Origin of the sequence: Streptomyces sp. NPDC048002 (assembly GCF_040653275.1) — a bacterium.
Taxonomy (GTDB): domain Bacteria; phylum Actinomycetota; class Actinomycetes; order Streptomycetales; family Streptomycetaceae; genus Streptomyces.
Genome location: NZ_JBEZNL010000006.1, coordinates 230298 through 241625, shown reverse-complemented (window position 1 = coordinate 241625; position 11328 = coordinate 230298). Strand labels below are relative to the sequence as shown.

The 11328-nt window shown below is 71.7% G+C and carries 10 protein-coding genes; 7 read left to right on the top strand and 3 right to left on the bottom strand.

The window, feature by feature from the left end; translation table 11 throughout:
- Positions 1 to 64 precede the first annotated feature (64 nt).
- Complete coding sequence (locus AB0E07_RS11710; RefSeq protein ID WP_362248860.1) at positions 65 to 853, top strand: phosphatase; 789 nt, start codon at positions 65 to 67, stop codon at positions 851 to 853.
- A 225-nt stretch (positions 854 to 1078) separates the two neighbouring features.
- On the opposite strand, the gene AB0E07_RS11705 is transcribed toward AB0E07_RS11710, so the two are convergent.
- The 3 genes from AB0E07_RS11705 to AB0E07_RS11695 form a co-directional block, all read right to left on the bottom strand.
- Complete coding sequence (locus AB0E07_RS11705) at positions 1079 to 1945, bottom strand: acyl-CoA thioesterase II (protein ID WP_362248857.1); 867 nt, start codon at positions 1943 to 1945, stop codon at positions 1079 to 1081.
- A 34-nt stretch (positions 1946 to 1979) separates the two neighbouring features.
- Entirely contained in the window at positions 1980 to 3137 is a 1158-nt protein-coding gene (locus AB0E07_RS11700) for an acyl-CoA dehydrogenase family protein (protein WP_362248854.1), read from the bottom strand.
- A 131-nt stretch (positions 3138 to 3268) separates the two neighbouring features.
- Positions 3269 to 3868: a TetR/AcrR family transcriptional regulator gene (locus tag AB0E07_RS11695; protein ID WP_362248851.1), complete on the bottom strand. Its 600-nt coding sequence runs from the start codon at positions 3866 to 3868 to the stop codon at positions 3269 to 3271.
- An 86-nt stretch (positions 3869 to 3954) separates the two neighbouring features.
- Here AB0E07_RS11695 and AB0E07_RS11690 point away from each other — a divergent pair, with 86 nt between their 5' ends.
- The 6 genes from AB0E07_RS11690 to AB0E07_RS11665 all read left to right on the top strand — a co-directional run bounded on the left by AB0E07_RS11690 (position 3955) and on the right by AB0E07_RS11665 (position 11214).
- Complete coding sequence (locus tag AB0E07_RS11690) at positions 3955 to 5571, top strand: carboxyl transferase domain-containing protein (RefSeq protein ID WP_362248848.1); 1617 nt, start codon at positions 3955 to 3957, stop codon at positions 5569 to 5571.
- 19 nt (positions 5572 to 5590) lie between these two features.
- On the top strand, positions 5591 to 7642 hold the full coding sequence (locus AB0E07_RS11685) for an acetyl/propionyl/methylcrotonyl-CoA carboxylase subunit alpha (protein ID WP_362249077.1): 2052 nt from the start codon (positions 5591 to 5593) through the stop codon (positions 7640 to 7642).
- Positions 7639 to 8583, top strand: coding sequence for a hydroxymethylglutaryl-CoA lyase (locus tag AB0E07_RS11680; RefSeq protein ID WP_362248845.1), 945 nt, complete (start codon positions 7639 to 7641; stop codon positions 8581 to 8583). The genes AB0E07_RS11685 and AB0E07_RS11680 overlap by 4 nt, the downstream gene beginning before the upstream one ends.
- Positions 8584 to 8588: 5 nt before the next feature.
- Entirely contained in the window at positions 8589 to 9749 is a 1161-nt protein-coding gene (locus AB0E07_RS11675; RefSeq protein ID WP_362248842.1) for an acyl-CoA dehydrogenase family protein, read from the top strand.
- 113 nt (positions 9750 to 9862) lie between these two features.
- Entirely contained in the window at positions 9863 to 10297 is a 435-nt protein-coding gene (locus AB0E07_RS11670; RefSeq protein ID WP_362248839.1) for a hypothetical protein, read from the top strand.
- 5 nt (positions 10298 to 10302) lie between these two features.
- A complete protein-coding gene (locus AB0E07_RS11665; RefSeq protein WP_362248837.1) occupies positions 10303 to 11214 on the top strand; it encodes a hypothetical protein in 912 nt (303 codons plus the stop codon).
- Positions 11215 to 11328: the final 114 nt, after the last annotated feature.

The window sequence follows — 11328 nt, the reverse complement described above, 5'->3', positions numbered from 1 at the left end:
GACCCACGTCCCAGCGGCCGGGACACCCGGCGCGTCCGCCGGGCTCTGCCTCACAATGGGGCACATGCCGATACCCGGGACACCCAGCCGCGCCGAGCTCGTCGAACACCTCGTCAGGACCCGTATCGCGGGCGACGTAGCCACCCCTCGCGAGAACAACCTCTCCCACTACCGCAAGCTCGCGAACGGCGACCGCAACTTCTGGCTCGGCCTGGAGCTGGGTGACCGCTGGACCGACGAGCAGGACGTGCTCGCGGTGATGGCGGAGCGGGTCGGCGTCAACGACGACCCCGAGTACCGCTACGGCCAGGACACCATCGACCCCGAACTGACCGTCGACGCCCTGGACCGCATGGCGGGCCGGCTGCGCAAGGCCGCCGACGGCGGGCAGCGGGTGCTGTTCGCCACCGGGCACCCCGGCGGCATGCTCGACGTGCACCGCGCCACCGCGGCCGCGCTGCGCACCGCCGGCTGCGAGATCGTGGTGATCCCGGACGGACTCCAGACGGACGAGGGCTACGTGATGCAGTTCGCGGACGTGGCGATGCTGGAGCACGGGGCGACGCTGTGGCACACCCACTCGGGCGAGCCGATGAAGGCGATCCTCACCGCACTGGAGCGGCTCGGCAGCCCGCTGCCCGATCTGGTCGTCGCCGACCACGGCTGGGCGGGGTACGCGGGTCAGCACGGGGTCGACTCCGTCGGTTACGCGGACTCCAACGACCCGGCCCTGTTCCTCGCCGAGTCCGAGGGCACCCTCCAGGTGACGGTCCCCCTGGACGACCACGTGGTGAGCCCCCGCTACTACGACCCGATGACCCAGTACCTCCTGACCGCATCAGGCCTCACCTGAACAACTTCCCCGCGCCCCACCCACCCCAGGGGCGCGGGGCTGTATCGATGTGCGGCTCCGCCGCGGGGCGCGACAGCCAAAGAGCGACCCCGGCCGACTCTTTAGGGGCGCGGGGAACTGCGCGACAAGCCACGACGGCGCGGCAGCCAAAGAGCGACCCCGGCCGAAGTTTTTAGGGGCGCGGGGAACTGCGCGACCAGCCCCCACGGCGCCGCACCCGACCACCTACCGCGGCGCCCGCACCACGCCCTCCTGAATGACCGTGACGGCCAGCCGTCCGTCCTGCGTATAGATACGCGCCTGCCCGAGCCCCCGCCCGCCGGAGGCGGAGGGCGACTCCTGGTCGTACAGCAGCCACTCGTCCGCCCGGAACGGCCGGTGGAACCACATCGCGTGGTCCAGCGAGGCGCCGACCACGTCCCCCACAGCCCACCCGCCCCGCCCGTGCGCGAGCAGCACCGAGTCCAGCAAGGTCATGTCGGAGACGTACGTGGCGAGCACGACATGCAGCAACGGATCACTGTCGAGCTTGCCGTTGGCCCGGAACCACACCTGCGAGTGCGGCTCCCGGGGCTCCCCGAACGCCCCGTACGGCGGCTCGTCCACGTACCGCAGATCCACCGCGCCCCGCGCCTCCAGGAACCGCTCCACGACACCGCTGTCCAGATGGGCGTACCCCCGCAGCCGCTCCTCGGAGGTGGGCAGGGTCGCGGGATCCGGCGCGAGAGGCATCGGCTCCTGGTGCTCGAAGCCCTCCTCCGGCCGCTGGAAGGACGCGGAGAGGGCGAAGATCGGCTGCCCGTGCTGGACGGCGACGACCCGGCGGGCGGTGAAGGACCGGCCGTCGTTCATGCGGTCGACGGTGTAGACGATGGGCGCGCCCGGGTCCCCGATGCGCAGGAAGTACGCGTGCAGGGAGTGGGCGAGCCGGTCCTCGGGGACCGTACGCCCGGCGGCGACCAGCGCCTGGGCCGCGACCTGCCCGCCGAAGACGCGGGGGACGACGGCGGACCGGGACTGGCCGCGGAAGATGTTCTCCTCGATCTGCTCAAGGTCGAGCAGATCGAGGAGATCTTGTAGTGCCTGGCTCATGGGCTGGTTGTACCGGCCAGTAATTTCGGGGACCTTACAGACCCATGTCCTTGGCGATGATCGTCTTCATGATCTCGCTGGTCCCGCCGTAGATGCGGTTGACGCGGTTGTCCGCGTACAGACGCGCGATCGGGTACTCGTTCATGAAGCCGTAGCCGCCGTGCAGCTGGAGGCAGCGGTCGATGACGCGGTGCGCGACCTCGGTGCAGAACAGCTTGGCGCTCGCGGCCTCGGCCGGGCTCAGCTCGCCCTCGTCCAGCGCCTCCAGCGCGCGGTCGGCGACGGCCTGGGCGGCGTCGACCTCGGCCTGGCAGGCGGCCAGCTCGAACTTGGTGTTCTGGAACGACGCGACCGTCTTGCCGAAGACGGTGCGCTCCTGCACGTACTGCTGGGCGAACCGGACGGCGGCCTTGGCCTGCGCGTAGGCGCCGAAGGCGATGCCCCAGCGCTCGGAGGCCAGGTTGCTGCCGAGGTAGTAGAAGCCCTTGTTCTCCTCGCCCATCAGGTCCTCGACGGGCACCTTCACGTCGACGAAGGCCAGCTCGGCGGTGTCGGAGGTGCGCAGGCCCAGCTTGTCCAGCTTGCGGCCGATGGAGTAGCCCTCGGACTTGGTGTCCACCGCGAACAGCGAGATGCCGTGACGGCGGTCCTCGGCGGTCGGCGCGGCGGTACGGGCGCAGACGATCACGCGGTCGGCGTGCACACCGCCGGTGATGAAGGTCTTGGCGCCGTTGAGGACGTAGTGCGTGCCGTCCTCGGAGAGCTTGGCGGTGGACTTCATGCCCGCGAGGTCGGAACCGGTGCCCGGCTCGGTCATCGCCAGCGCCCACATCTCCTCACCGGAGACGAACTTCGGCAGGTAGCGCTTCTTCTGCTCGTCGGTGGCGAGCATCTTGATGTACGGCAGGGCGAGCAGCACGTGCACGCCGGAGCCGCCGAAGGTCACGCCGGCGCGGGCGGTCTCCTCGTACAGGACGGCCTCGAACTTGTGGGTGTCCAGGCCCGCGCCGCCGAACTCCTCGGGCACGTTGATGCCGAAGACGCCCAGCTCGCCGAGCTGGTGGTAGAACTCCCGGGGCGCCTGACCGGCGGCGAACCATTCGTCGTACACCGGTACGACCTCGGCCTCGATGAAGGCGCGGATGGTCTCCCGGAACGCCTCGTGATCCTCGTTGAACACCGTACGGCGCACGCCGCCACCTCCACCTATGTCTAAGCGCTTGCTCACCCACGGTACCGGCGAGTATGAACGGCCGTCCAGAGGAACAGGCCCGTAACGCTCGTCACGCCCCCGCGCCCTCCCGGCCCCATGCCCGCCCGCGCTCACCCCTCGCCGGCCGCCGCGCCGAAGGCACCGCGGGCCATGCGGTGCAGCAGTTCCGCGGTCGTCCCGCGCCCCGGCAGCGCACCCGGGCGGCCGAGGTGCGGGGTGGAGTTCAGCAGGCCGAAGACCGAGTGGACCGCCGAGCGGGCGGTGGGCTCGGTGAGCGCCGGATACACCTTGCGGACCAGGTCCACCCAGAGCTCCACGTACTGGCGCTGGAGCTGGCGGACCAGCTTGCGGTCGCTGTCGCGCAGGCGGTCCAGCTCCCGGTCGTGCAGGGTGATCAGGGGGCGGTCGTCGAGCGCGAAGTCGATGTGCCCCTCGATGAGGGAGTCCAGGATCTCGCCGGGCCCCCCGCCGTCGGCCTCCGCCAGGCGGCGCTTGGCCCCCGTCAGGAGTTGCTCGCTGATGCCCACCAGCAGCTCCGCCAGCATCGCGTCCTTGCCCGCGAAGTGCCGGTAGAGGCCGGGGCCGCTGATGCCGACGGCGGCGCCTATCTCGTCGACCCCCACGCCGTGGAACCCGCGCTCGGCGAAGAGGCGCGCGGCCTCCTTGAGGATCTGCTCACGACGGGTGGGTGCGTCGGTTCTGGTGGCCATGGGAGTAATTCTAGACAGGGAGGTTAGCGGTCGTTAACCTGAAGGAAATGCGTTAACGCTCATTAACAAGGTGAGGGGACCGCAGGATGCACGAGGCACCGGAGCTGACGAGCGCGGCCGATCCCGCGTCGGACGCCTGGAAGGCCAACGAGGCGGCGCAGCTCGCGCTGGTGGAGGAGTTGCGCGGCAAGCTGGCCGCCGCCCGGCTGGGCGGCGGCGAGAAGGCGCGCGCCCGGCACACCGCGCGCGGCAAGCTGCTGCCCCGGGACCGGGTCGACACCCTGCTCGACCCGGGCTCGCCCTTCCTGGAGCTGGCCCCGCTGGCCGCCGACGGGATGTACGACGGACAGGCCCCGGCGGCCGGCGCCATCGCGGGGATCGGCCGGGTGAGCGGGCGCGAGTGCGTGATCGTCGCCAACGACGCCACCGTCAAGGGCGGCACGTACTACCCGATGACGGTGAAGAAGCACCTCCGCGCCCAGGAGGTGGCGCTGGAGAACCGGCTGCCGTGTCTGTACCTGGTCGACTCCGGCGGCGCCTTCCTGCCCCTGCAGGACGAGGTCTTCCCCGACCGGGACCACTTCGGGCGGATCTTCTACAACCAGGCCCGGATGTCCGGCGCGGGCATCCCGCAGATCGCCGCGGTCCTCGGCTCCTGCACGGCGGGCGGGGCGTACGTCCCGGCGATGAGCGACGAGGCCGTGATCGTCCGCAACCAGGGCACGATCTTCCTCGGCGGACCGCCGCTGGTGAAGGCCGCCACCGGTGAGGTCGTCACCGCCGAGGAGCTGGGCGGCGGCGAGGTCCACTCCAAGGTCTCGGGCGTCACCGACCACCTCGCCGAGGACGACGCGCACGCGCTCAGGATCGTCCGGAACATCGTCGCCACGCTCCCCGCGCGCGGCCCGCTCCCCTGGCACGTGGAGCCCGCCGTCGAGCCCAAGGTCGACCCCCACGGCCTGTACGGCGCGGTGCCCGCCGACCCCCGCACCCCCTACGACGTCCGCGAGGTCGTCGCGCGCGTGGTCGACGGCTCCCGCTTCGCCGAGTTCAAGGCCGAGTTCGGGCAGACCCTGGTCACCGGCTTCGCCCGGATCCACGGCCACCCGGTCGGCATCGTCGCCAACAACGGCATCCTGTTCTCCGAGTCCGCCCAGAAGGGCGCCCACTTCATCGAGCTGTGCGACCAGCGCGGCATCCCGCTGGTGTTCCTCCAGAACATCTCCGGCTTCATGGTCGGCCGGGACTACGAGGCCGGCGGCATCGCCAAGCACGGCGCCAAGATGGTCACCGCCGTCGCCACCACCCGGGTGCCGAAGCTGACCGTCGTGGTCGGCGGCTCCTACGGTGCCGGCAACTACTCCATGTGCGGCCGGGCCTACTCGCCCCGCTTCCTGTGGATGTGGCCCGGCGCGAAGATCTCCGTCATGGGCGGCGAGCAGGCCTCGTCGGTCCTGGCCACCGTCAAGCGCGACCAGCTGGAGTCCCGCGGCGAGGAGTGGCCCGCCGAGGAGGAAGAGGCGTTCCGGGCACCGATCCGCGCCCAGTACGAGCGGCAGGGCAACGCCTACTACGCGACCGCCCGCCTCTGGGACGACGGTGTGATCGACCCGCTGGAGACCCGGCAGGTGCTGGGCCTGGCACTGACGGCCTGCGCCAACGCGCCGCTGGGTGAACCCCAGTTCGGCGTCTTCCGGATGTGAGGGGCTTTTACCGATGACGATGTTCGACACGGTCCTCGTGGCCAACCGGGGCGAGATCGCGGTCCGGGTCATCCGCACCCTGCGCGCCCTCGGCGTCCGCTCGGTCGCCGTCTTCTCCGACGCCGACGCCGACGCCCGGCACGTACGGGAGGCGGACACCGCGGTGCGCATCGGCCCGGCCCCGGCCGCCGAGAGCTATCTGTCCGCGCCCCGGCTCCTTCAGGCCGCGGCCCGCACGGGCGCCCAGGCCGTCCACCCGGGGTACGGATTCCTCGCCGAGAACGCCGACTTCGCGCGCGCCTGCGCCGAGGCCGGCCTGGTCTTCATCGGCCCGCCGGCCGAGGCGATCTCCCTGATGGGCGACAAGATCCGCGCCAAGGAGACCGTGAGGGCGGCGGGCGTCCCGGTCGTCCCCGGCGGCCGCGACCCCGAACTGGCCGCGGCGGCACGGGAGCTGGGCGCGCCCGTGCTGCTGAAGCCCAGCGCGGGCGGCGGCGGCAAGGGTATGCGGCTGGTGCGGGACCTGGCCGTCCTGGACGAGGAGATCGCGGCGGCCCGGCGCGAGGCCGCGGCCTCCTTCGGCGACGACACCCTGCTCGTCGAGCGGTGGATCGACCGGCCCCGGCACATCGAGATCCAGGTGCTGGCCGACGGCCACGGCAACGTCGTCCACCTCGGGGAGCGGGAGTGCTCCCTCCAGCGGCGCCACCAGAAGATCATCGAGGAGGCGCCCAGCGTCTTCCTCGACGAGCGGACCCGGGCGGCGATGGGCGAGGCGGCCGTGCAGGCGGCCCGCTCCTGCGGCTACCGCGGCGCGGGCACGGTGGAGTTCATCGTCCCCGGCGGCGACCCCGACGCCTACTACTTCATGGAGATGAACACCCGCCTCCAGGTCGAGCACCCGGTCACCGAGCTGATCACCGGCCTCGACCTGGTGGAGTGGCAGCTGCGGGTGGCGGCCGGGGAGGAACTCCCCTTCGCCCAGGAGGAGATCCGGCTGACCGGCCACGCGGTCGAGGCCCGGATCTGCGCCGAGGACCCCGCGCGCGGCTTCCTCCCCTCCTGCGGCACGGTGCTGCGGCTGGACGAGCCCTCCGGGGACGGCGTCCGCACCGACTCGGGGCTCAGCGAGGGCACCGAGGTCGGCAGCCTGTACGACCCGATGCTCTCCAAGGTCATCGCCTACGGCCCCGACCGGGCGACGGCCCTGCGCAAGCTCCGGGCGGCCCTCGCGGACACGGTGACGCTGGGCGTGCAGACCAACGCCGGGTTCCTGCGCCGCCTGCTGGCCCATCCGGCGGTGGTGGCGGGCGACCTGGACACCGGTCTGGTCGAACGGGACGTCGAGACCCTGGTGACGGCCGAGGTCCCGGACGAGGTGTACGCGGCCGCCGCGCTGCTGCGCCAGTCCGCGCTCGCCCCGGCGGGCGACGGCGGCTGGAGCGACCCGTTCGCCGCGGCGGACGGCTGGCGGCTGGGCGGCGAACCGGTCTGGACCCCGCACCATCTGCGCGTACCGGGCCACGACCCGGTGACCGTACGGGTGCGCCGGCGGCGCGAGGGCTGGACCGAACTGCTGCTGCCCGGCCGTGACGAGCCCCTGCGGGGACCTTCCGGCCCCCTCCCCCGGCCCGGTGCCGAGGGCCGGTTCGGTGCCGAGGGCCGGTTCGGTGCCGAGGGCCGGTTCGCCGTCCTGCTGGACGGTGTCACCCACACCTTCGCCGCCTCGGCGGACGGCACCTGGCTGGGCCGGGACGGCGACGCCTGGCAGGTCCGTGACCACGATCCGGTGGCCGCGTCCCTGACCCGTTCCGCCCATTCCGGCGCCGACTCCCTCACCGCCCCCATGCCCGGCACCGTGACCGTGGTCAAGGTCGCCGTCGGGGACGAGGTGAGCGCCGGTCAGAGCCTGCTGGTGGTGGAGGCGATGAAGATGGAGCACGTCATCTCCGCCCCGCACGCCGGGACCGTCGCCGAACTCGACGTCTCGCCCGGCACCACGGTCGCCATGGACCAGGTCCTCGCGGTCGTCGCCCCCGCGGAGACCGCGACGCCGGAGGAGCCCTCATGAGCGCCCTAGACCTCGGCCTCCCCATGCCCGTGCCGGACCCGGGCCTGCCCGCGCGGGTCCGCATCCACGAGGTCGGCGCCCGCGACGGCCTCCAGAACGAGAAGGCCACCGTCCCCACCGAGGTGAAGGCGGAGTTCATCCGCCGCCTGGCCGGCGCGGGCCTGACCACCGTCGAGGCGACCAGCTTCGTCCATCCCAAGTGGGTGCCCCAACTGGCCGACGCGGAGGCGCTGTTCCCTCTCGTCGCCGACCTGCCGGTGGCGCTGCCGGTGCTGGTGCCCAACGAACGCGGCCTGGACCGGGCGCTGGCCCTGGGCGCCGACCGGGTGGCCGTCTTCGCCAGCGCCACCGAGTCCTTCGCCAAGGCCAACCTCAACCGCACGGTGGACGAGGCGCTCGCCATGTTCGAACCCGTGGTGAGCCGCGCGAAGGCGGCGGGCGCGCAGGTGCGCGGCTATCTGTCGATGTGCTTCGGCGACCCCTGGGAGGGGCCCGTGCCCGCCGACCGGGTGGTCCGCGTCTGCCGGGCGCTGCTGGAGATGGGCTGCGACGAGCTGAGCCTAGGCGACACCATCGGCGTCGCCACCCCCGGCCAGGTGACCGCGCTGCTCACGGCCCTCGGCGGCCAGGGCGTGCCCGTCTCCGCGCTGGGCGTCCACTTCCACGACACCTACGGCCAGGCCCTGTCGAACACCCTCGCCGCGCTCCAGTACGGCGTGACCACCGTCGACGCCTCCGCGGGCGGCCTCGGCGGCTGCCCGTACGCCAAGTCCGCCACCGGGAACCTCGCCACCGAGGACCTCGTGTGGATGCTGCACGGCCTCGGCATCGAGACCGGGGTCGATCTCGGCCGCCTCGTCGCCACAAGCGAGTGGATGGCCGGCCGACTGGGCCGCCCCAGCCCGTCCCGCACCGTACGAGCCCTCTCCCACAAGGAGTGACCCCCATGGACCACAAGCTCTCCCAAGAGCTCGAAGAACTGCGCCGCACGGTGGAGGAGTTCGCGCACGACGTCGTGGCGCCCAAGATCGGCGACCTGTACGAACGCCATGAGTTCCCCTACGAGATCGTGCGCGAGATGGGCCGCATGGGCCTGTTCGGCCTGCCGTTCCCGGAGGAGTACGGCGGCATGGGCGGCGACTACCTGGCGCTCGGTATCGCCCTGGAGGAGCTGGCCCGGGTGGACTCCTCGGTGGCGATCACCCTGGAGGCGGGCGTCTCGCTGGGCGCGATGCCGATCCATCTGTTCGGCACCGAGGAGCAGAAGCGCGCGTGGCTGCCGCGGCTCTGCTCGGGCGAGCTGCTCGGCGCCTTCGGGCTGACCGAGCCGGACGGCGGCTCGGACGCCGGCGCGACCCGGACGACGGCCCGGCTGGACCCCGACACCGACGAGTGGGTGATCAACGGCACCAAGTGCTTCATCACCAACTCCGGCACCGACATCACCGGCCTGGTCACGGTCACCGCCGTCACCGGCCGGGGGCCCGACGGCCGCCCCCTGATCTCCTCGATCATCGTCCCGTCCGGCACCCCGGGCTTCACGGTGGCCGCGCCCTACTCGAAGGTCGGCTGGAACGCCTCCGACACCCGTGAGCTGTCCTTCGCCGACGTGCGCGTGCCCCGGGCCAACCTCCTCGGCACCGAGGGCCGGGGGTACGCCCAGTTCCTGCGGATCCTCGACGAGGGCCGCATCGCCATCGCGGCGCTGGCGACGGGCCTGGCGCAGGGCTGTGTCGACGAGTCGGTGCGCTATGCCAAGGAGCGGCACGCCTTCGGCCGCCCGATCGGCGCCAACCAGGCGATCCAGTTCAAGCTGGCCGACATGGAGATGCGGGCCCACACCGCCCGGCTGGCCTGGCGGGACGCGGCGAGCCGCCTGGTGACGGGCGAGCCCTTCAAGAAGGAGGCGGCCCTGGCCAAGCTGTACTCCTCCACGGTCGCGGTGGACAACGCCCGGGACGCCACGCAGATCCACGGCGGCTACGGCTTCATGAACGAGTACCCGGTGGCCCGCATGTGGCGCGACTCCAAGATCCTGGAGATCGGCGAGGGCACGAGCGAGGTGCAACGCATGCTGATCGCGCGCGAGTTGGGCCTGACCACCTGACGAGTTCACCCAATTCCCCTGCGTAACATCGGCTGTTAAGATCCCCCGGTTTGCGCGGCGAGCGACTCGGCCACGCCGCGCCATCCGTGCCTGACCAACACAGGGGATCTGCCATGCGCTTGAGTCGAAAGTTCGCCTCTATGGGGCTGACCGCCGCCGCCACGGCGGGACTCGTTCTCGGGACCGCACCGCAGTCGAGTGCCTCCGCGCACCTGACCTGTCCCGACCACGAGACGTACTGCATGACGTTCTACTTCAACAGCGGCAACGCGGGTTCCTACACCGTGTTCCGGGGATTCGACCACTACTCCCTGGACGGCTACAAGTTCCTGGGCGCCGGTGCCGGAAAGGGCCAGTACGTCAAGAACAACGCCGCCTCCGCGGCGAATCTGGCCCCGTACAACCTCGTCATCTACTACAACAGCAACCTCTCCGGCGCCTGCGACGCCCTGCCGAAGTTCTCGTCCGCCTCGCGGCTGGTGAACACGTACAACGAGAACGCCTCCTTCGGCTACGGGCGTTACGACGGCAACTGCTACAAGTTCTGATCCGCGTGCGACGCCTGGCACCCGTGTGCCTGGCCCTGGCCGCCGCCCTGCTCGGCTGCTCCTCCGGGAGCGGTCCGGGCGGGGAGGGCGCCCCGGGCACGGCCGCCGAGAGTTCCGCCGCTCCGGGCGGCGGCGCGAGGGAAGAGCGGGTCGGATACGTGGACCTGCTGCCGATCGCCCGTTACGGCTACACCGACGCCGAGACGGCCGTGATCGAGGCCGCGGAGCAGGTCCTGACCCGGCGCTGCCTGCGCTCGTTCGGCATCGCCTACGAACCGCCCGCTCCGGAACCGGAGTCGGCCCCGCCCGCCGACCGCCGCTACGGACTGTCCAGCGCGAGCGAGGCGGCCCGCCTCGGCTACCACCCCGACCTCGCTCCCCCACCCACCGGACCGGACCTCCCCGAGGACGCCCTGCGGGTCTTCTACGGAAACCGCGGCGCCCCGACGGAGAGCGGCGAGAAGCTCCGGTACAAGGGAAGGGACGTGCCGGCGGACGGCTGCTTCGGACAGTCCGTGGCGCACCTCGCCAAGAAGTACGACGCCCCTCGACAGGCGGAGACCGCGCGCTCCATCTCCACCCGGAGCTATACGGAGGCCCTCGCCGATCCCGCGGTGAAGGCGGGCTTCCGAACCTGGTCCTCGTGCATGCGGAGTTCGGGGTTCACCTACGCCTCCCCGCTGGATCCGCTGAACGAGAAGGCATTCCAGGGCGAGGACGTCTCCGCCGAGGAGAAGGCGACCGCGGTCGCGGACGTGCGCTGCAAGAAGGAGACGGGACTGCTCGACACCTGGTTCGAGGCCGAATCCGCCCTGCAGCAGGCGGACATCGACAGGAACGCCGAAGCCCTGGAGGAGCTTCTCGCCGCGCACGGAAGGAAGGTGGAGGCGGCCCGGCGCATCGTCACCGAGGGGTAGGGCGCCCGGTCCGTGGCGGCCGTCACAGGGACCCGCTCGTGGACAAGAGCTGAGGTTAGGCTAACCTACCTTCGAATTGTCCGGCGCAAGATCGCCCCGTTCGAAGGCAGCTTA

Bases quoted from the DNA above. Each gene is read 5' to 3' on its own strand.
- AB0E07_RS11675 (WP_362248842.1), top strand. From the start codon at position 8,589: ATGGACCACAAGCTCTCCCAAGAGCTCGAAGAACTGCGCCGCACGGTG.
- AB0E07_RS11690 (WP_362248848.1), top strand. From the start codon at position 3,955: ATGCACGAGGCACCGGAGCTGACGAGCGCGGCCGATCCCGCGTCGGAC.
- AB0E07_RS11705 (WP_362248857.1), bottom strand. From the start codon at position 1,945: ATGAGCCAGGCACTACAAGATCTCCTCGATCTGCTCGACCTTGAGCAG.
- AB0E07_RS11695 (WP_362248851.1), bottom strand. From the start codon at position 3,868: ATGGCCACCAGAACCGACGCACCCACCCGTCGTGAGCAGATCCTCAAG.
- AB0E07_RS11670 (WP_362248839.1), top strand. From the start codon at position 9,863: ATGCGCTTGAGTCGAAAGTTCGCCTCTATGGGGCTGACCGCCGCCGCC.
- AB0E07_RS11680 (WP_362248845.1), top strand. From the start codon at position 7,639: ATGAGCGCCCTAGACCTCGGCCTCCCCATGCCCGTGCCGGACCCGGGC.
- AB0E07_RS11685 (WP_362249077.1), top strand. From the start codon at position 5,591: ATGTTCGACACGGTCCTCGTGGCCAACCGGGGCGAGATCGCGGTCCGG.
- AB0E07_RS11710 (WP_362248860.1), top strand. From the start codon at position 65: ATGCCGATACCCGGGACACCCAGCCGCGCCGAGCTCGTCGAACACCTC.